General features: G+C 68.9%; 15 protein-coding genes and 1 tRNA gene. 6 read left to right on the top strand and 10 right to left on the bottom strand.

Translation table 11 applies throughout. The features are described from left to right. Window positions 1-52: 52 nt before the first annotated feature. From EDF63_RS05815 to EDF63_RS18395, 3 genes are all read right to left on the bottom strand, one after another. Complete coding sequence (locus EDF63_RS05815; protein WP_185021297.1) at window positions 53-802, bottom strand: SGNH/GDSL hydrolase family protein; 750 nt, start codon at window positions 800-802, stop codon at window positions 53-55. 52 nt (window positions 803-854) lie between these two features. Next, window positions 855-927, bottom strand: a tRNA-Lys gene (locus tag EDF63_RS05820). 53 nt (window positions 928-980) lie between these two features. After that, entirely contained in the window at window positions 981-1,142 is a 162-nt protein-coding gene (locus EDF63_RS18395) for a DUF2207 domain-containing protein (RefSeq protein ID WP_146249745.1), read from the bottom strand. Window positions 1,143-1,268: 126 nt separating this feature from the next. On the opposite strand from EDF63_RS18395, the gene EDF63_RS05825 reads away from it, so the two are divergent. From EDF63_RS05825 to EDF63_RS05835, 3 genes are all read left to right on the top strand, one after another. Beyond that, a complete protein-coding gene (locus tag EDF63_RS05825; RefSeq protein ID WP_123311937.1) occupies window positions 1,269-1,898 on the top strand; it encodes a DNA-directed RNA polymerase subunit beta in 630 nt (209 codons plus the stop codon). Between the two features lie 592 nt (window positions 1,899-2,490). Further along, complete coding sequence (sigK, locus tag EDF63_RS05830; RefSeq protein ID WP_123311939.1) at window positions 2,491-3,090, top strand: ECF RNA polymerase sigma factor SigK; 600 nt, start codon at window positions 2,491-2,493, stop codon at window positions 3,088-3,090. Then, window positions 3,087-3,968, top strand: coding sequence for an anti-sigma factor domain-containing protein (locus EDF63_RS05835; protein WP_123311941.1), 882 nt, complete (start codon window positions 3,087-3,089; stop codon window positions 3,966-3,968). The genes sigK and EDF63_RS05835 overlap by 4 nt, the downstream gene beginning before the upstream one ends. Before the next feature lie 187 nt (window positions 3,969-4,155). Here EDF63_RS05835 and pstB read toward each other — a convergent pair whose 3' ends face one another. From pstB to EDF63_RS05865, 6 genes are all read right to left on the bottom strand, one after another. Beyond that, window positions 4,156-4,935 carry a phosphate ABC transporter ATP-binding protein PstB gene (gene pstB / locus EDF63_RS05840; RefSeq protein WP_111085283.1) on the bottom strand — a complete coding sequence of 260 codons (780 nt, stop codon included), beginning with the start codon at window positions 4,933-4,935 and terminating at the stop codon, window positions 4,156-4,158. Window positions 4,936-4,969: 34 nt separating this feature from the next. Continuing rightward, window positions 4,970-6,055, bottom strand: a complete 1,086-nt coding sequence (pstA, locus tag EDF63_RS05845) for a phosphate ABC transporter permease PstA (RefSeq protein ID WP_123311943.1) — start codon at window positions 6,053-6,055, stop codon at window positions 4,970-4,972. 13 nt (window positions 6,056-6,068) lie between these two features. Continuing rightward, a complete protein-coding gene (pstC, locus tag EDF63_RS05850) occupies window positions 6,069-7,019 on the bottom strand; it encodes a phosphate ABC transporter permease subunit PstC (protein WP_123311945.1) in 951 nt (316 codons plus the stop codon). A gap of 174 nt (window positions 7,020-7,193) precedes the next feature. Continuing rightward, window positions 7,194-8,297, bottom strand: coding sequence for a phosphate ABC transporter substrate-binding protein PstS (gene pstS / locus EDF63_RS05855; RefSeq protein WP_123311947.1), 1,104 nt, complete (start codon window positions 8,295-8,297; stop codon window positions 7,194-7,196). A gap of 305 nt (window positions 8,298-8,602) precedes the next feature. Beyond that, the gene (locus EDF63_RS05860) at window positions 8,603-9,550 is read right to left on the bottom strand and encodes an NUDIX domain-containing protein (RefSeq protein WP_123311949.1); all 948 of its coding nucleotides are present in this window, start codon (window positions 9,548-9,550) and stop codon (window positions 8,603-8,605) included. Beyond that, a complete protein-coding gene (locus EDF63_RS05865) occupies window positions 9,547-11,712 on the bottom strand; it encodes an RNA degradosome polyphosphate kinase (protein ID WP_123311951.1) in 2,166 nt (721 codons plus the stop codon). The genes EDF63_RS05860 and EDF63_RS05865 overlap by 4 nt, the downstream gene beginning before the upstream one ends. Window positions 11,713-11,919: 207 nt before the next feature. On the opposite strand from EDF63_RS05865, the gene EDF63_RS05870 reads away from it, so the two are divergent. The 3 genes from EDF63_RS05870 (at window position 11,920) to EDF63_RS05880 (ending at window position 18,128) form a co-directional block, all read left to right on the top strand. Further along, window positions 11,920-12,201, top strand: coding sequence for a hypothetical protein (locus EDF63_RS05870; protein WP_027466625.1), 282 nt, complete (start codon window positions 11,920-11,922; stop codon window positions 12,199-12,201). A 106-nt stretch (window positions 12,202-12,307) separates the two neighbouring features. Then, window positions 12,308-17,659, top strand: a complete 5,352-nt coding sequence (locus tag EDF63_RS05875; protein WP_123311955.1) for a DUF6531 domain-containing protein — start codon at window positions 12,308-12,310, stop codon at window positions 17,657-17,659. A 22-nt stretch (window positions 17,660-17,681) separates the two neighbouring features. After that, a complete protein-coding gene (locus tag EDF63_RS05880) occupies window positions 17,682-18,128 on the top strand; it encodes a hypothetical protein (protein ID WP_148061735.1) in 447 nt (148 codons plus the stop codon). A 705-nt stretch (window positions 18,129-18,833) separates the two neighbouring features. On the opposite strand, the gene EDF63_RS05885 is transcribed toward EDF63_RS05880, so the two are convergent. Further along, window positions 18,834-19,427, bottom strand: a complete 594-nt coding sequence (locus tag EDF63_RS05885; RefSeq protein WP_123311960.1) for a hypothetical protein — start codon at window positions 19,425-19,427, stop codon at window positions 18,834-18,836. Window positions 19,428-19,658: the final 231 nt, after the last annotated feature.

The raw sequence follows: 19,658 nt of genomic DNA on the forward strand, positions 1-19,658 counted from the left end.
CAGGGGATCTGCCATGAGCCAGCTGGGGACGACTTGTACCCCGGTCTGGTGGTCAGGCGCAGCGCTCGTCGCCGGGTGCCGCGAGCGCGTCGAGGGACTCCGAGACCCGGTCCGCCAGGTACTGGTAGCCGGCGTCGTTGAGGTGGCCGCCGTCGATCGCCGCGTAGCCCGGGCTGTTCGCCGCGGTGAACCACTGCCCGGCGAGCGCGTCGATGTACGGCACGCCCGCTGCCGCTGCCCCAGCGGAGACCGAGGCGGCGACCCCGACGGTCGACTTCGCCCACGGCAGCGGCGCCGACGGCCCGAGCGCGACGACGACGGCGTCCGGCCAGGTCTGCTCAGCGTCGCGGAGGGTCTTCTCGACCCGGGCCTGCAGCGTCGACGAGTCGACGAGCCAGTCGTTCTGGCTGCCCTGCACGATGACGAGCTGTGGATCGACGTCCTCGGCATGCCGTTCCAGGCGAGGGCCGAACGTGTAGTGCGAGGACCCGGTGCGACCGGTGTCGACGTAGCCCGTACCCGGGTAGCCGTCGATGGTGGCGTCCCAGTGCCGGTCGGCCACGAGGTCCTGTGCCCACCCGTCGACACCGCTGGTCGAGCCGCGGCCGGAGGTGTACGAGTCGCCGACGATCAGGACGTCGGAGCCGGGGGCGATGGCGTCGGCGACCTGTGCGGAGGAGACGCTCGCCGACGTCGTGACGGGCTGGCAGGCACTCGACACGGTCGGCAGGATGACGAGCAGCCCGCTCACGCCGAGAGCCATAGCTCCGAGCGCGATGCCGGGAAGGAGTCGTCGTGCCATCCGCCACATCTTAGACAACGCAGTCCGGCCAGCCGCCGAAGGGAAGGGTGTGTGGGCCCCGTGGGGCTCGAACCCACGACCCTCGGATTAAAAGTCCGGTGCTCTACCAACTGAGCTAGAGGCCCTCACCCGCAAGGCTAGCGGGTGAGGGCCTCTGGGAAGAACCTGGTGCCGAGGGTCAGCCGCGACGCCCGGTGAGCGTGCGCAGCAGCCACAGGACGACGGCCACGATGAGCAGCACGATGCCGACCCACAGCAGGAACTTGAGGCTCGCGGTGAAGCCACCGACGAACAGCAGGATGACCGCGATGACGGCCAGGATGATGAGCAGGGGGTTCATGGGGGAGTCCTCTCCTTCACGTACGGGAGGAGCGCCTCCCGACGAGACACCGTACCCGCGGCGCTGTCGTTGCGTTCTGGGCGAACGGAGGGCGGGCGTGTCACCGGCCGTGCCTACACTGACGCGGTGCCTCGCGATCACCACCGTCCTGTCCACTTCACCGATGCCGAGTTCGCTGCGATCCAGGGCGGCGAGGACCCGGCCGTCGTGAACCGTGTCGCGCACGAGACCGCGAACGCGCTGCTGCACCGGGTGCGGCAGGACCCGGACCCCGCGGTGGTCGAGCGGCTCGTGACCTACACGGACGTGCACGGCATCGACGCGATCGCCGAACTCTGGGCACGTGTCGGCGCCCACACGCTGCCGGGGGCCCTCTGGCGGGTGTACCTCGTCCGCACCGTGATCCGGCAGAACCCGGAGGAGATCGCCTTCCTGTTCGCGCGCGGTACGGAGCGCATCGGCACGATCGACCAGGCCGTCGCGGGTGCTGAGCAGCCGACGGGTCCTGCCGAGATCCTCACCTTGGCGGACCGCATCCTGCACGGCCTGTACACGGGCGACTTCGCGGTGGCGCTGGACCGGGGTGCGGCGTTCTGCCGGCTGACGGCGGCGGGTGCGACGGCTGTGGCGGACGACTCCGACCTGACGGCCGAGGCCCGCGCGAGCGAGTTGACGACCCGCGCGCTCCGTCTGACGGAGCTGGCGGCCGACCTGACCGAGGCGGCGGCGCTCTGGCGTCGCGACAGCCTGGACTAGCGAGCAGACCAGCCGGACCGGCACCGTGCCTCCCGGTCGGACGGCGACAGCCGCAACGAGGCAGAGACGAACCGGGCAGAGAACAACCGGTCCGAGACGAACCGGGCAGAGAAAAACCGGGCCGCAGAAGCGCCTCTCGGCGCGAGGCCGCTCGAAGCGGCGAATTTTGGAGCCCGGGGCTTGCTGCGGCCCGGCGACACCAACTCTACGACGCGTGGGCTGTGTCCGCTGCCCTGTTCACTCTCGGTGGACAGATCCGGACCCGGGCGTGCCCGGCAGCCGGCCCGGACGCGGCCTCCCCACAACTTCTCGGCAACCGATCCAATCCACCACGGGCACCGCGCCGAATCATCAGCGTGACGGACTTGATGACCGTCACGAACGCGAGAGGCCCGGCGTGACCCGGACCGGTATCCGCCGGTCAATTCCCTGTGGGTCACGCTGGCCTCTCGTCTCGACCGCACGACGCGGCGGCTTCGCCCTACCCGGGTGGACCGCAGCACAGCACCACCAGCACCACGGCACACGCAGCACCCCCTGACAGAACGGCCACAACCGGCCGCCGACGCACCCGAGAGGAGGGAAACCTGCAATGCTTGCCCTCGTGGATAGCGACACCGAACGCTGGAGCTCATCAGAGCCAGCCCAGGCATCGCCGGACGACCTCCTGGCTCGGGTTGCCTCCGGTGACCAAGCCGCCTTCGCGGACCTCTACGACGTCCTCTCCGGCCGGGTCCTCGGGCTCGTGACGCGCCTCCTCCGGGACCGCGCCCAGTCCGAAGAGGTCACCCAAGAGGTCTTCCTCGAAGTCTGGCAGCAGGCCACCCGGTTCGACCGGAAGCGCGGGACCGCCTCCAGCTGGGTCCTGACCATGGCGCACCGCCGAGCGGTGGACCGGGTCCGTGCCTCGCAGGCGTCGCACGACCGGGACACGAAGATCGGCATCCGCGACCTCGAGGCCGGTTTCGACCAGGTCTCCGAGTCGGTCGAGATCCGCATCGAACACGAACGTGTGGGTCGGGCGCTGGCCAAGCTGACCGAGTTCCAGCGGCAGGCCGTGCAGCTCGCGTACTACGGAGGCTTCTCGCACAGCGAGATGGCCGAACACCTCGGTGTCCCCATCGGCACCGTCAAGACCCGTCTCCGTGACGGGATGATCCGACTCCGAGACGAGATGGGGGTGACCTCATGACCGAACGACACGACGACCCCGCCCTGCTGACGGGTTCCTACGCACTCGACGCGCTGTCCGACGATGAGCGCATGCTCCTGGAGGACGTCCTCACGACGTCGCCCGAACTCCAGGCCGAAGCCGACTCGCTGCGCGAGACCGCGCTGCAGCTGGCCTTCGCCGCTGCTCCGATCGAGCCGCCGACGTCGTTGAAGGCGTCGCTGCTGGCACAGATCGCGACGACCCCGCAGGCCGCACCGCTGGCCGACACGGCGGTCGACCAGACCCCGGTCGCCGAGACCACCTCCGTCCAGGAGGCCCGTCCCGAGCCCGCCAGGCACGTCGCCTCGATCGCCGACGGCTCCACCACCGGTGGCCGGGCGACCTCCGAGGCTCGCCGCCGCTGGTTCCAGCGTCCGGCAGCCATGCTCACCAGTGCTGCTGCGGTCGCCGTGGTGTTCCTCGGTGTCGGCCTGGGTGTCGGTGTCGCGAACGGTCCGTCCGACGGGCCGGGGACGGGTACCACGCAGGCGTCCAGCGGACTCGACCGCATCTACGCCGCCTCGGACTTCCAGCGCAGCACCACCAAGGTCGAGGGCGGCGGCACGGCCACGGTCGTGTGGTCGAACGACCTCGGCAAGTCCGCGGTGATCCTCGACGGTGTCGAGCAGGCACCCAAGGGCAAGACGTACGAGCTCTGGTACATCGGCTCCGAGGAACAGGGCGGCACGATCAAGTCTGCTGGCCTGGTCGACGGTGTCGCCGACGGCGTGCACTCGGCCGTGCTCAAGGGCTCGATGTCCGACGGTGCGACGATCGGCATGACGGTCGAGCCGGCCGGTGGTTCCGAGCAGCCGACCACGACGCCGATCATGGCGGTCCCGACCACCTCGGCCTGACCCTCCCGGAAGATCGACCCCGAACGACACCCTCGACGTCGCACGACATCGGGGGTGTCGTTCTGCGTCGGCTCGACCCCGGCGCTCGACCCCCGCACCCAGCGCAACCACGAAGGCCCGGTGCGCGTCCGTGGCGGACGTGCACCGGGCCTCCCGGTCGTCCGTCAGCACGACGGACGGATGCCGATCAACCGAAGCGACCCGAGACGTAGTCCTCGGTGGCCTGCACGGACGGGTTCGAGAACATCGTCGCGGTGTCGTCGAACTCGATGAGCTTGCCCGGCGCACCGGTGCCCGCGATGTTGAAGAACGCGGTCTTGTCGCTGACGCGCGACGCCTGCTGCATGTTGTGGGTCACGATGACGATCGTGAACTCCTTCTTGAGCTCCTCGATCAGGTCCTCGATGGCCAGGGTGGAGATCGGGTCGAGCGCCGAGCAGGGCTCGTCCATCAGCAGCACGTCGGGCTGCACGGCGATGGCGCGGGCGATGCAGAGACGCTGCTGCTGACCGCCGGACAGGCCCATGCCGGGCTTGTCGAGGCGGTCCTTGACCTCGTTCCACAGGTTCGCGCCCTGCAGCGAGCGCTCGACGATGTCGTCGGCCTCGGACTTCGAGACGCGCTTGTTGTTGAGCTTCACGCCGGCCAGCACGTTGTCCTTGATGGACATCGTGGGGAACGGGTTCGGACGCTGGAAGACCATGCCGACCTGGCGACGGACGAGCACCGGGTCGACCCCGGGGCCGTACAGGTCGTCGCCGTCGATCTTGACCGAGCCCTCGACCCAGGCGCCGGGGATGACCTCGTGCATGCGGTTCAGGGTGCGGAGGAAGGTGGACTTGCCACAGCCGGACGGGCCGATGAAGGCGGTGACGGTGCGGGGCTCGATGGTGATGTCGACACCCTCGACCGCCTTGAACTTCGAGTAGTAGACGTTGAGGCCGTCGACCTCGATGCGCTTGGACACGTTGATCCTTCTGGTGGGTGGGGAAGTGGGTTCGCTAGCGCGAGAGCTTGGGGGCGAAGAGTCGGGTGACGAACCGGGCGAGCAGGTTGAGCGCCATCACGATGAGGATGAGCACCAGCGCGGCGGTCCAGGCACGGTCGACGAACGGCTGCGGGTTGGCGCCCTGCTGCGAGTACTGCGTGTACGCGTACACCGGCAGGGTCATCATCGGGTCCTTGAACAGGTCGTAGTTCATGCTCGCGGTGAAGCCGGCGGTGACGAGCAGCGGGGCCGTCTCGCCGATGACGCGCGCGATCGAGAGCATGACGCCGGTGGTGATGCCGGCGAGCGACGTCGGCAGGACGACCTTGAGGATCGTGAGGTACTTCGGGACGCCGAGGGCGTAGGACGCTTCGCGGAGCTCCATCGGCACGATCTTCAGTACCTCTTCGGTGGAACGCACGACGATCGGGATCATCAGCACCGACAGGGCGACGGAGCCGACCAGGCCGAAGCGGGCGCCCGGGCCGAGGAACAGCGCGAACAGCGAGTAGGCGAACAGACCGGCGACGATCGACGGGATGCCCGTCATGACGTCGACGAAGAACGTGATGCCCTTCGCCAGCGCGCCGCGGCCGTACTCGACCAGGTAGATCGAGGTGAGCAGACCGATCGGCACCGAGATGAGCGCCGCGAACAGGGTGATCTCGAGCGTGCCGATGAGGGCGTGGATCGCGCCGCCGCCCTCGGAGATCACGCCGCGCATCGAGTACGAGAAGAAGTTCGCGTCGAAGCGGGCCAGGCCGTCGGCGACGACGGTCCAGAGCAGGGACACCAGCGGCAGGACCGCGATGACGAAGGCCGTGATGACGAGCGAGGTGATCAGCCGGTTGACGGCTTGACGGCCGCCCTCGACGATGCGCGAGACGACCACGATGAGGACGTCGAACAGGACGGTGCCGAGGAACAGCGCGGCGACGACGTTGAAGTCCTTGACCGCACCGCCGGCGTTGAGCAGGGCGAACACGGCCACCAGGGCGACCCAGCTGCCGACCAGCAGCAGCCACGGCACCGAGCGGTGCAGCTTGCCGTTGGCGTAGACGTTGCCGGCGGTGCCGGTCTGACGGAGAGCGAGGGACATCGGGTGCGACCTCTCAGCTGACCCGCGTGCGGACGATGTACCGCGCGAGCATGTTGATGACCAGGGTGATGACGAACAGGATCAGACCCGACGCGATCAGGGCGTTCAGGGCGGTCCCCGATGCCTCGGCGAACTGCAGCGCGATGTTCGCGGCGATCGTCGAGGGGTTCTGCGAGGTCAGCATCTGGAAGGTGACGTTCGTCGAGACCGACAGCACCAGGGCGATCGCCATCGTCTCGCCCAGGGCCCGACCGAGCCCGAGCATGATCGCGGACACGATGCCGGACTTGGCGAACGGCAGCACGGACAGGCGGATCATCTCCCAGCGCGTCGCACCGAGGGCCAGGGCGGCTTCCTCGTTGAGCGTGGGGGCCTGCAGGAAGATCTCGCGCATGACGGCCGTCATGATCGGGATCGCCATCACGGCGAGGACGATCGACGCGGTCAGGATGGTGCGGCCGGTGCCGGACGCCTGACCGGAGAAGAGCGGGAACCACCCGAGGTACTCGTTCAGGAAGGCGTAGAACGGCTTCACGAACGGCGCCAGCACGACGATGCCCCAGAGGCCGTAGACGACCGACGGTACGGCGGCGAGCAGGTCGATGACGTAGCCGAGCACCGGGGCGAGCCGCCGCGGTGCGTAGTGCGAGATGAACAGTGCGATCCCGAGGGCGAGCGGGACCGAGATCACGAGCGCGATGAGCGCGGACCAGACGGTGCCGAACACCAGGGGGCCGACGTAGTCCCAGAAGTTCGTGGCGTTGTTCGGCAGTTCGCCGACCTTGGCGGAGAACGCCGGGATGCTCTGCCAGACGAGGAACGCGGCGACGAGCACGAGCACGAACAGGATGAGGCCGCCGGCGATGACCGAGGCGGCGGAGAACACCCGGTCACCGACGCGGACGACGGCCTTCGGCTTCTCGGGGGTGACGGTGGCCCCTGGCTGGGCCGGTGCGGTCGTCATGGGGCTCCTGTCGGAGGTACGCCGGGGGAGGCGACGGGTTCGGGGGGACGTACGTGGTGCGGAGGTGCCGGTCGGACGGGCGCTGGCTGTCGGGCCGGGCTGCTCGCGTCGCGACGGGCAAGGGCCCGGACGCCGGTCAGGTGGGTGGGACCGGCGTCCGGGCGCTTGGGGGTGTTACTTGATGGAGTCGACCGCGGCAGCGGCCTTCTCGGCCAGGTCGGACGACAGGGCGGCCGACTTGGCCTCCTTCGCCGCGGCGTCCTGCGCGTCGCCGGTGACGACGTAGCTCAGGAAGCCCTTGACCAGGTCGGCCTTGTCCGAGTCCTTGTACTCCTGGCACGCGATGGCGTAGGAGACGAGGACGAGCGGCCAGGCACCGTCAGCGGTGTCCTTGCGGTCGATGTCGATCGCGAGGTCGTTGTCCTCGCGGCCGGTGGCGACCTTCGAGTCGGCGACGACCTGCGCGGCGCCATCGGCCGAGATCTCGGTGGCCTTGTCGCCGACCATCAGCTTCGCCTTGTCGAGGTCGCCCGCGCCGGAGTCGTCGATGTAGGTGATCGCGTTGGTGGCGCTGCCCATCGCGGAGGCGACACCGGAGGTGCCCTTCGCGCTGTCACCGACCGAGTACGGGAAGGTCTGGCTCGGCTCTTCGGTCCAGACGTCGCCGGCGTTCGCGGAGACGTACTCCGAGAAGTTCTGCGTGGTGCCCGAGTCGTCGGAGCGGTGGACGACCGTGATGTTCGCGTCCGGCAGGTCGACGCCGTCGTTCAGGTCGGCGATCTGCGAGTCGTTCCACTTGGTGATCTTGCCCGAGAAGATGCCCGCGATGGTCTTCGCGTCGAGGGTCAGGTCGCTGACGCCGTCGACCTTGTAGGCGATCGCGATCGGGGAGATGTAGACCGGGATGTCGATGGCCTTGGTGTCGGCCTTGCACAGGTCGAAGGAGCCCGAGAGCTCCTCGTCGTTCAGTGCTGCGTCGGAGCCGGCGAAGTCCGCGGCCCCCGCGATGAAGTTCTTGCGACCGGCGCCCGAACCGTCGGGCGAGTAGTTGACGGTCACGCCCGAGGCCTGGTCCTGGAAACCGGCGGCCCAGGTCGCCTGCGCGGTCTGCTGGGCGGACGAGCCGGAGCCGGTCAGGGTGCCGGAGAGGCTCGAGTAGTCGCTGTTGCTGGAGGAGGACTCGGTGCTGCCCGCGTCCTCGTTCGCCGCGCACGAGGAGAGCACGACTGCGCCGGCGATCGCGATTGCTGCGATCGAACCGATTCGCTTGATGTTCACAGGGGTCCCTTCGGGGATGGGGTGCAGTGGGACCACTGCGGTCCCTGGGCCGGTGCCGACCCGGGAGCGACTGTAGGGACGCGAGGTGACGGGGATCACGCGCGTTGGTGAACGGAAGGTGAACGAGGGGTTGTCCCGGTCGGGGCGGCGTGCGGCGCCGCCGCGCCGGGAGCAGGATCGGGACGTCGTGCGTGCGCACGGAAGATGCAGACGCATGTTCCGTAGAGCGCTGGACGGGAGGCCCGGATCGCGTTGTCGGGCACGGCGCACGCCCGGCGCGCGGCCGGGTGCAGGGCGTGTGGTCGCTACGCCGGGATCGTGTTGCGGTGGGTCTCGACGGCGACGAGGGTCTCGCCGGCGATGTGCATCACCGAGAAGTCGCCGACCGACAGCATCGCGGCACGGCGCAGGTCGAACCGGCCGGAGTCGTCGGCGGTCGCGGTGGCGATCCGCGCGATGATGTCCGGCAGCACCGGCCCGTGCGAGCACAGCACCGCGGTCTTGCCCTTGTCGAGTCGCCGACGGACGACGCCCTTGACGTCGGCGGCGCCGCGGTCGTGGGCGTCCTGGCTGATGTCGGAGCTGCTCGAGACGCCGAGCTTCGTCGTGGCCGACAGCGGTTCGACGGTGGCGAGGCACCGTGCTGCCGTGCTGCTCACGATCTTCTTCGGACCGAACGCGGCGACCGGCGACGCCGCGGCCTTGGCCTGCGAGCGGCCGACGGGCAGGAGCGGACGGGTGGCGTCCGGGCCGTTCCAGTCGGAGCCGGGCACGGTCTTCGCGTGCCGCAGCGCGATCAGGGCGAACGTGCGGTGGTGGCCCGCGGCGGCGCGCTCGGCGAACCGGTCGAGGATCGCCACGTCGCGCTCGTACGTCAGGCGGTTGCGGGCGTCGTCGATCGTGACCCACTCGAGTGCGGCGACCTCGTGGTTCGGGGTGAAGTCGCCGGCACGGGCGTACTCCTTCGCCGAGACGCGCGCAGCCCAGTAGTGCACGACCTTGTCGCGGCCGTTCGGCAGCACGTACTCGGCGGTGCCGAGCGGGGCACCGAGGTGCACGCGGTAGCCCGTCTCCTCGTCGATCTCGCGCACGGCGGTCGTCGGGACGGCCTCACCCGGATCGACCTTGCCCTTGGGCAGGGAGACGTCCTTGTGGTGGTCGCGGTGGATGAGCAGCACGAGGGGCGTGCCGTCCTGTTCGCGCCAGACGACTGCGCCGGCGGCGAGGACGGGGCCCGAGGGACCGCCGCTCACCGAGTGGAGCGCTTCCGAGCCGAGATCTTCCGCATGGTCACATTCTGCACGTCCTCGAGCGGACGACCGTCATCGTCGGTCGAGTGCCGCGTCCACTCGCCGTCGGACTCGAGGTGCCACGAGCTCGCGGTGTCGGCCATCGCCAGGTCGAACATCTCGAGCACCTCGTTGATGTGGTCCGGCGCGGTCAACCGCACGAGGGCCTCGACCCGGCGGTCGAGGTTGCGGTGCATCATGTCGGCGCTGCCGATGAACACGGCCGGGTCGCCCTCGTTGTGGAACGCGAACGCGCGGGAGTGCTCGAGGTACCGGCCGACGATGCTCCGCACCCGGATGGTGTCGCTCACCCCTTCCATCCCCGGCTTGAGCGAGCAGATGCCGCGCACCCAGATGTCGACCGGCACACCGGCCTGGCTGGCCAGGTAGAGGGCGTCGATGATCTGCTCGTCGACCATCGAGTTGACCTTGATCCGGATGCCGGACGGCTTGCCGGCGCGCGCGTTGTCCGCCTCGGTCTGGATGCGCTTGAGCAGCCCCTTGCGCAGGTGCAGCGGTGCGACGAGCAGCCGCTTGAACTTCTTCTCGATCGCGTAGCCGGACAGCTCGTTGAACAGGCGTGTCAGGTCCTTGCCCACGGTGTCGTCCGCGGTGAACAGGCCCATGTCCTCGTAGATGCGCGAGGTCTTCGGGTTGTAGTTGCCCGTGCCGATGTGGCTGTAGTGCTTGAGCGTGCCGCCCTCCTGCCGGATGACGAGCACGAGCTTCGAGTGCGTCTTCAGCCCGACCAGGCCGTAGACGACGTGCACGCCGGCCTTCTCGAGCTTGCGGGCCCACGTGATGTTGTTCTGCTCGTCGAAGCGCGCCTTGATCTCGACGAGCGCCAGGACCTGCTTGCCCGCGGCGGCGGCGTCGATCAGGGCCTCGACGATGGGGCTGTCACCAGAGGTGCGGTACAGCGTCTGCTTGATGGCGAGCACGTGCGGGTCGGCCGCGGCCTGCTCGAGGAACGCCTGCACGCTCGTCGCGAAGGACTCGTACGGGTGGTGCACGAGGACGTCGTTCGCCTTGATGGCGCGGAACAGGTCGGGCTTCGTGTTCGGTTCGCCCGGCTGGAACTGCACCGGGGTCGTCGGCACGTGCTTCGGGTAGTGCAGGTCCGGACGGTTGATCTTCGAGATCTCGAACAGGCCGCCGAGGTCGAGCGGCGACGGCAGCCGGAAGACCTCCTGCTCGGTGATGTCGAGCTCGCGCACGAGCAGGTCGAGGGTCACCGGGTCCATGTCCTCGGTGATCTCGAGGCGGATGGGCGGACCGAACCGGCGACGCAGCAGTTCGCGCTCGAGGGCCTGGATGAGGTTCTCGGCCTCGTCCTCCTCGATCTCGACGTCCTCGTTGCGGGTGACCCGGAACACGTGGTGCTCGAGCACCTCCATCCCCGGGAACAGGTCGTCGAGGTGGTTCGCGATGAGGTCTTCGAGGGGGATGAACCGCATCCGCCCGGAGTTGTCGTCCGGCAGCTTGATGAAGCGGGAGAAGTTCTGCGGCACCTTCAGGCGCGCGAACTCCTGCCGCTGCGACTTCGGGTTGCGGACCCGGACCGCCAGGTTGAGCGAGAGCCCGGAGATGTAGGGGAACGGGTGCGCCGGGTCGACCGCCAGGGGCATGAGGACCGGGAAGATCTGCTCGTTGAAGTACTCGCGCATCCGCAGCCGGTCGGCCTCGTCCAGGTCGGACCAGTGCTCGATGTGGATGCCGGCGGCGTCGAGGTCGGGCTTGAGCGAGCCGATGAACGCCTGGGCGTGGCGGTCCTGCAGCTCGTGGGCCTTCTTCGCGATGTCGCGCAGGACGTCGCTCGGTGCGCGGCCGACGTTGGTCGGGACGGCGATGCCGGTGTCGATGCGGCGCTTCAGACCGGCGACCCGGACCATGAAGAACTCGTCGAGGTTGGACGCGAAGATCGCCAGGAAGTTCGCACGCTCGAGCAGGGGCTGCGTGCGGTCCTCGCCCAGTTCGAGCACCCGCTGGTTGAAGCGCAACCAGCTGAGCTCACGGTCGAAGTAGCGGTCCGACGGCAGCGACTCGTGCTCGATCTCGACGACCTCGTCGAAGTCGTCGAGGTCGGGTGCGACGGATTCGCCGTCGAGCTGCGGTTCGGTGTCCATGTCCACATCCTGCCACCAGGGCACCACGGCCGGAGGGGCTCCGGTGGACGCTGTGGAAACCCGCGGTGAACGGACCGTTTGTGAAGGAACGGTCACGATATACGAACGGTGACATCTGCGCCGGTTTGTGGGTATGGTGGGTCCCGTCAGAGCCTCCGGGGGGATTCCACTGCGCGGGGGTGCAGCTACGAATGAAAGAGGTTCATCATGTCGCGTGTCCTTTCGACCGAGCAGGCCAAGACCGCCATCCGTCAGGTCCAGTCGATCATCAACGGTGGGTTCACCGACCAGATCTCGCAGCTCGACGCCCAGGGCCGGATCCTGTCCGACTCGAACGTCTGGGACGGCCCGCTCGCGGCGACGTTCCGTGGGTCGACCTGGCCGGAGACCAAGGCCGCCCTCGACAAGGCGAAGACCGAGCTCGAGCAGCTCCGCACGCAGCTCGACAAGATCTCGCAGGACATCTTCACCGCGGGTGGCGGCGCGTAAGCAGCCACTCGTTCCGCCCGGACCGTCGCGCTCGCGGCGGTCCGGGCGTTCGCGGTCGGTGGGGCCGCGTGACCAGCACGACCAGTACGACTTCGGGGGATGAACCATGGCTGACCTGCACGGCAACGATCCGGTCGAGTTCGACAACGCCACGGCCGACGCACTCAGCACGGCACTGAACGGCGCGGCCGAGTCGATCGAGGGACAGGCCGGCTCACGGCAGTCCTACGTCACGACCGCGTCGCAAGAGTTCCGCGGGCACTTCTCCGAGCTCTTCGCGCAGAACGCGTCGACGGCAGCGTCCGACGGTTCGACGATCGCCGCGAACCTCCGCACCGTCGCGGGGTGGGTCGACAAGATGAAGGCCGCCGCCGAGCGGGAGAACGCTCGTCGCAAGGAAGCCCGCGACTGGGAAGCGGAGTACGGCGACCGGAACTTCTTCGAGTGGGTGCACGACAAGGTCGCCGGGGCGCCCGTGCCGCCCACCGTCCACCACGAGGACGCACCGACCTTCGACCAGGCGACCGGACCGAGCACTCCGCGCCAGACGCCGAACCCCGGCTCCGGTGGCGGGGGTGGGGGCGGGACGTCGTCCGCGAAGCCCGCCGACCTCCGCTCGTTCGCCACCGGGTCGTCGACGCTGAACCAGTCCCTCGACGGCAAGCCGGCCGGTGTGCGCGGCAAGCTCACCGACTTCGCGTCGAAGTGCTCCTGGGGGCACATCGACGCGACGAGCCTGGTGAACGCCTTCGAGCAGTGGATCACCGCCAACGGCCAGGACGTCACGTGGGCGAACACCATCGCCGACGCGTTCGCTGCTGCCGGCGGTGAAGGCGCCGTCTCCACGGTCTCGGATGCCGCGCTCGCCGCAGCTCTGGCTGCAGCCGGGGTCTCGCAGTCCCGCACGGACCTGCAGTTCGATCCGCCGTCCGCCTACGGGGCCCAGCCGACGACCGGCTACTCGATGGACCCGGTCAACACCACGACGGGCAACTTCCTCGAACCGGAGCTCGACCTCGGGTTCACCGGTGCATCTGCAGCGCTGCAGGTCACCCGCATGTACAACTCCCTCGACCAGCACGTCGGGCTCTTCGGTCCGGGGTGGGCGTCGATCCTCGAGACCCGGCTGCTCATCGACGACGAAGGCGCGTCCTTCGTCGGTGCTGACGGCCGCCAGGTCCGGTTCCCGCGCGACGGCGAGGGCTGGGCGCGCGGCGTCGGCGAGAACCGCTGGCTCTCCGTGGAGGGCGACCGGCTCGTCGTCCGCGACAACCAGGGCGAGCGCATCGAGTTCTCGCCGTCGGGGCAGTGGCTCGGACAGCGCGGCGGAGCCGGCACAGCGGTCCGCATCGAACGGAACAGCGACGACGTCGTCGTCCGCCTGGTGCACGAGCGAGGCCGCTCGATCGACGTCGACCACGTCGACGGCCGGGTCACGGTGCTCCGCGCGTCCGACGGCCGCCGCGTCGAGTACGGGTACGACGACCGGGGCCGCCTCGTCACGGTGACCGATGCCGTCGGCACCCGGACCTACGGCTGGAACGACGACGACCTGATCATGACGGTCACCAGCGCGGCCGGTGTCGTCGAGGTCGACAACACCTACGACGACCAGCGCCGCGTCGTCGAGCAGGTCAGCCCGCACGGCCGCACCGTGCGCTTCGCCTACCTGCCCGGTCGTGTCACGGTGGTGTCCGACCACGACGGATCCAGGTCGAACTCCTACATCGCCGACGCCAAGGGGCGTCTCGTCGGGGTCATCGACTCCGACGACCGCCGCCAGTCGATGAGCTACGACCGCCACGGCAACCTGGTGTCGGCGACCGAGCGCGACGGGTCCGTCACCGTGCACGCGTACGACGACCGCGGCCGGAAGACCCGCACCGTCACGCCGTCCGGCGGTGACCTGACCTACGGGTACGACGAGCAGGACCGCGTCACGACCGTCGTCACCGAGGCCGGCGCCGTCGTCACCTACGAGTACGTGGGCGACGACCGCGACCCGTCGGTGATCACCGACCCGGTCGGCGGTCGGACGGAGCTGACCTGGCGAGACGGCGCGCTCACCCACGTCGTCGACCCGACCGGCGTGGTCCTGACCTTCGACCACGACGCGTTCGGCGAGCTCGTCGCGACCACGAACGCCGTCGGCGCCACCGCTCGGATCGAGCGCGACGCCGCCGGTCGCCCGGTCGCCGCTGTCAGCCCGTCCGGCGCCCGGAGCGAGTACCGCTACGACGCAGCAGGGCTCCTCGTCGAACGGCGTGACGCCGACGGGGCCGTCTGGCGCTTCGAGTACGGCGCCGGCTCACGCATCGCAGCGGTCGTGGACCCACTCGGAGCACGCACCACGTTCGACTACGCCCCGAACGGTGAACTCGCGACGACCATCGATCCGCTGGGTCGGCGTGTCTCGCGGACGTTCGACGACCAGGGGAACCTGGCGGAGCTCGCATTGCCGGGCGGCGCGGTCTGGACGTTCGCGCACGACGCGTTGTCGCGCCTCCAGGCCGTCACCGACCCCGCCGGCGCGACCTGGCGTCGTGAGTACGACGTCGTCGGCGAGCTGACGGCGACCATCGACCCGACGGGCGTCCGCCAGGAGTTCTCGGACGACGTCGCGACCGGCGTCGCGACCCTGCGTGACGCCTTCGACTCGGCGACCGTCCGGTTCGACGAGTACGGCCGACCCGTCGAGTCCACGTCTGACGAGACCGGTTCCGAACTCATCACCTACGACGCCGCCGGTCGCCCCGTCGAACTCGTCGACGGCGAAGGCGGACTGACCCGACTCGAGCGCGACCTCGCCGGTCGCGTCGTCGCGTTGGTCGCCCCCTCGGGCGCGCGCTCCACGTACGAGTACGACGCCTGCGGGCGTCCCGCCGCAGCCACCGACGCCGCGGGGGCGCGGACGACGCTCACCTACGACGCGGACTCCCGTGTCGTGGCCCGGACCCTGCCCACCGACGAGGTCGAGGAGATCACGTACGACGCCGTCGGGCGCGTGGTCACGCAGACGACTCCGGGTTCCGGCACCGCGCGGTTCCGCTACGACCAGGCCGGGAGGCTCGTCTCCAGCCACGACGCACGCTTCGGCCGTCGTCGGTTCCGCTACGACGCAGCCGGGCAGCTGATCCAGGTCGTCAACGGTCTCGACGGGGCCACCTCGTTCGAGTACGACGAGCGCGGGCGCCTGGTGACGATCACCGACCCTGCCGGCGGGACCACTCGACGCGAGTACGACGCCGCCGACCGTGTGGTCGCGGTCACCGACCCGCTCGGCCGGACGACCACCGCGGCCTACGACGCCGCCGGCCGTCAAGTCCGGCAAACGGATTCCGAGGGACGAACGACCGAGTGGACGTACGACGCGGCCGGCCGACAGTGGGCCGTGCTCGTCGACGGTGCGGTGCAGTCGGAGATCTCCCGCGACGCCGTCCACCGCACGGTCGTCGTGTCGGACCACACCCGTGGTGCCGGTCGGACGATCGAGCACGAGCTCCAGCGCGACCGCCGTGGCCTGCTCGTCCGCCGTGCCCGAGGCGACCGGTCCGTCGCGTGGGAGTACGACGCCGACGGCAACCGCATCGCTCGCGTCGATCCGAACGGGACCCGAACGACCTACCGTCGCGACGCCGTCGGCCGCGTCGTCGGGGTGGACCGTGACGGCGCCCCTGCCGGGACGTTCTCCTACGACGCCTCGGGTCGGATCGTCCAGGCGGCCACCGGCGAACTGGTGCAGTCGTGGTCGTACGAGGGTGGCGCCCTCGTCGCACACACCTCGACCACGCTCGACGGTGCCACCAGCACGCGGATCGAGCGCGATGCCGACGCGCGGATCACCGCGGTCGACGGACCGTCCGGAGTGGTGTCGTACGCGTACGACGCTGCCGGCCAGCTCGTCCGTGCCGGGGACTCGACGTGGACCTACGACGACCGTGGGCGACTCGTCGCCGAGACCGTCGGCGGTGTCGAGACGCGCCACGAGTACGACGCTGCCGGTCAGCTGGTCGCGACGATCACCGAAGCCGGCCGGATCGAGTACGTCCACGACGGTCTCGGTCGACGCATCCGACGGACCGCCGCTGACGGATCCACCACCGAGTACGCGTGGTCCGACCTGGGGTACCTCGCTGCCGTCGTCGACCGCGACGCCTCGTACGCCGAGACCGGTCGGCTCGACGTCTGGGTCGATGCCCTGGGTGAACTCGCCGAGGTGGCCGGGGTCGCGGCGTGGTGGGACTCCGCCGCGGTCGTTCCGTCGCTCATCAGCATTGCCGACACGTCGTTGCTCGACCTGCCGGGGGGTGTCACCGCGATCGGCGATGTCGTCACGCAGCCCGCGTGGCGCAGCGCGCGCGCCACCGACGCTGCGGACCCTTGGGCGGCGCTCGCTGCCGTCACCGACGTCGGGCTGCCCGCGGGGGTGGCACTGACCGGCTCGGGCGGGGTGTCCGTCGCCGGGTTGGAGTGGCTCGGGGCACGTGTGTACGACCCTGCGGCGCGAGGCTTCCTGTCGGTCGATCCGCTCGCGCCGATCCTGGGGGCGGCGTGGTCGGGGAACCCGTACTCGTACGCGGGCAACGACCCGTTGCACGCGGTCGACCCGCTCGGGTTGCGGCCGGCGACGGACAAGGACCTGCAGGCGTACCGGGATGCGAACCAGGGTGCGATCGCTGCTGTCGGGAGCTGGTGGGACGACAACTGGGAGTACGTGGTCGCGGGGGTTGCGATCGCTGGCGGCATCGCGCTCATGTGCACCGGAGTGGGTGGACCGGCGGGTGTCGCACTCTTGGCGGCTTCCGGTGCCCTGATGTCCGGTGGTATCTCTGTGGCGACACAGAAAGCCACGAAGGGTGAAGTGGATTGGCGAGCAGCCGGCATCGACGCGGTGGTGGGAGCGGTGGGCGGGGCAGCTGGCGGCGGCGCGGCGCTGGGACTCGGTCGCCTTGCGCCCAACGTTGCGCGAGTAGCCGTGCCAGGAGCGGAGCGCCTGGCCGGAACCTTGCTGAGTTCAACGGGCCGGTCTGCGCTCTCGGCCGGGGCCGCGGGCTCTGCGTCCAACATGACGGATTACGCGTTCAACGGCAAGGATCGTACTGTCGGCGGGTTCATCCAGACGGGAGCCACTGGCTTCGCTACCGGCGCGGCAGTCAGTGTTGGCTCGTCTCGGCTCGGGGGATGGGTGGCGGACTCCTTCAGCCCGACGGGCGGTCGGCATGTGATGCTCCCCGAGCCCAGCGGCCGACACGTCTTCGTTCCTGAGCACGCGGTTCGCGGATCGACGGCGGTGTGGAACACGATCACGTCAGAGACAATCGATCGCTCAGCCGGAGCGGGCGGCGCTGTCTTGAACGATGTCCTCACCGGGAAGGATCCGGGCGACTACTTGAAGGATGCCATCAACGGCGCCGTGTCAGGTGCCGGCGGGCCTACGGTTGGTCTCCACAGCCGCTGATGCGGAACAACGAACATCGGAGTTGCAGTTGACGAGATCGGCGCTCGAACGCACAGCACAGAGAAGGCTCGTGCGCAGGAGGCGGATTCTTGCTTCCATCGTCCTGGCGTTCGTTGTCTTGGTTCCGCTGCTCGGCTTCTTCGTCGGACCGATAACTTTGAAGGCGTACGACGCCGGACATCGGGTCGAGCCGATCTGCACGGTCAGCTCGGCGCACAGCAGCATCGATTCCTCTCGTTCGTTGAAGGGCGTTGGGTCGTCGACATCTCAAGTCGTGTTCGAGACGTCTGACTGCGGAACGCTCGTGCTGCAGTGGGGTGTCACGCGCGACAACGAGGACAACATCGCCCGGGGTGTCGTCGAGGGCGGGCGTTACAGATTCGACGTAGGAGAGGGGTCCTACAACATGCGGGGATTCCTGAATGCAATCCGCCAAGCCGTCTACGTGAAGAGCTTCGAACCCGCTTGACCTCGCATCTGCCATTGACGACCATGCGCTCGACCGAGCCGAGGTGAATGGATACGAGCGTATGAGCCAGGAGCGATCGTGCGACGCCGTCGACGAGTAGAACGCAGCAGGGAGTATGGGCGACGGACGGCGCGGCACATAAGAAGTATCCGTGGTCGTGGTCTTCGTGACCGCGCGAGCGCGATCGTCGTTCTTGTGGGTCTCGTGGTGGTCCCCGTCTCTGCATTCGGTGTCGGCCCGTGGGTATTAGGGCAGTATGACGATGAGCACCGCGTGAACGTTGTCTGTCGCGTCCGGTCCGTTGCTGCGGAAGTTCATTCGTCGAGGGGCGGTTCGCAGCCCCAAGTGAACTTCCACACCGACTGTGGGAATCTGCTTTGGGTTGGTGTGAATCGCTCGAACATGAACGATGTAGCGTCCGCAGTGAGTGCGGGTGCAGAATACCGTTTCGAACTTGGCGCTGGCTCGTTCAAGCTACGGAAAATGCTCAAGGTCGTGAAAGTGGTCCCGACGATCTACCGCTACGCAGAGGTGCCCGGATAGCATCTAGACGGTTGGCGGATGAATGGCGTAGTGCTGCTCTTGCGCGCGAGGGCGGGGCGATGGTTCTTGGCGTGACCGAGCCCTCTCGCCGCGTGTACGACACGCGATAGTGAGCAGATCCAATCTGCGCCGTCATGTCTGCGATTCCACAAGCGGCGCTCGTCAGCGCCCGAAGACCCGGACGAAGTCGTTCCACTGCGCCGGCGCACGCTGCTCGAGCCATGCGCACAGTTCCGGGTAGGCCGCATCGATGGAGATGACGCTGATGACGCCGCGCTGCCCGTTCACCTTGATGTCCAGGCCGCCGAATCGGTTGGTGGTGGGACGGATGTGCTTGATCGCCGTCGGGTCGATGGTCCGTGCTGCGCGGAACATCGGGGTGACCACCAGCTGGGAGTCGTACGCCTCGACGCGACGGCGCTTCTGCCCGACGCCGAGGTAGACGAACAGGATCCCGAACAGCACCATGGCGACAGCAGTGATGAGCATCCCGATCGCGTCAGGGTCGTCAAGCAGCGTGAGCGTGGCGAGGAAGAAGAACCCTCCCACGACGATGAACACGATCCCGATGATCCGGAGCAAGAGGTAGTTCCACCGGCGTGCGCGGACGGTGAAGAGCACGCCGTACGCCTCGTCGCCCACGACGGTGGACGGTGGTCGCTTGCGATCGCTCCGGCGGACGAGCGCGCTGACGGCGGCCGGGATCGCGATCATCGCGATCAGCGCGATGAGGACCGGCGAGAGGTTGAGTGTCACCGATCTGCCCCCGGTCGTGCGTCCGGACGTCGTCGTTCGATGGGCCCGGAGCCCTGGTCCCCCTGGATCATGCGTGCAGAGTATCAGCGCGGCTGTGGACAGCGATGTCGCGACGCTCCGGATGCGATACGTTGTATGCCAGTCCAGGCGTGTGGCCCGAACGGGGGCGGCCAGGGCGGCCGATCGACGCGGACCCGACGCCATCGAGCAACTAGCATCGATGTGCTCGAC

This window comes from Curtobacterium sp. JUb34 (genome assembly GCF_003755065.1).
Classification (GTDB): Bacteria; Actinomycetota; Actinomycetes; order Actinomycetales; family Microbacteriaceae; genus Curtobacterium.

What these genes read in the sequence shown, in the direction of transcription:
- EDF63_RS05815 (WP_185021297.1), bottom strand. Translation starts at nt 802, where the DNA reads ATGGCACGACGACTCCTTCCCGGCATCGCGCTCGGAGCTATGGCTCTC.
- EDF63_RS05875 (WP_123311955.1), top strand. Translation starts at nt 12,308, where the DNA reads ATGGCTGACCTGCACGGCAACGATCCGGTCGAGTTCGACAACGCCACG.
- sigK (WP_123311939.1), top strand. Translation starts at nt 2,491, where the DNA reads ATGCTTGCCCTCGTGGATAGCGACACCGAACGCTGGAGCTCATCAGAG.
- EDF63_RS18395 (WP_146249745.1), bottom strand. Translation starts at nt 1,142, where the DNA reads ATGAACCCCCTGCTCATCATCCTGGCCGTCATCGCGGTCATCCTGCTG.
- EDF63_RS05835 (WP_123311941.1), top strand. Translation starts at nt 3,087, where the DNA reads ATGACCGAACGACACGACGACCCCGCCCTGCTGACGGGTTCCTACGCA.
- pstA (WP_123311943.1), bottom strand. Translation starts at nt 6,055, where the DNA reads ATGTCCCTCGCTCTCCGTCAGACCGGCACCGCCGGCAACGTCTACGCC.
- pstC (WP_123311945.1), bottom strand. Translation starts at nt 7,019, where the DNA reads ATGACGACCGCACCGGCCCAGCCAGGGGCCACCGTCACCCCCGAGAAG.
- EDF63_RS05870 (WP_027466625.1), top strand. Translation starts at nt 11,920, where the DNA reads ATGTCGCGTGTCCTTTCGACCGAGCAGGCCAAGACCGCCATCCGTCAG.
- EDF63_RS05865 (WP_123311951.1), bottom strand. Translation starts at nt 11,712, where the DNA reads ATGGACACCGAACCGCAGCTCGACGGCGAATCCGTCGCACCCGACCTC.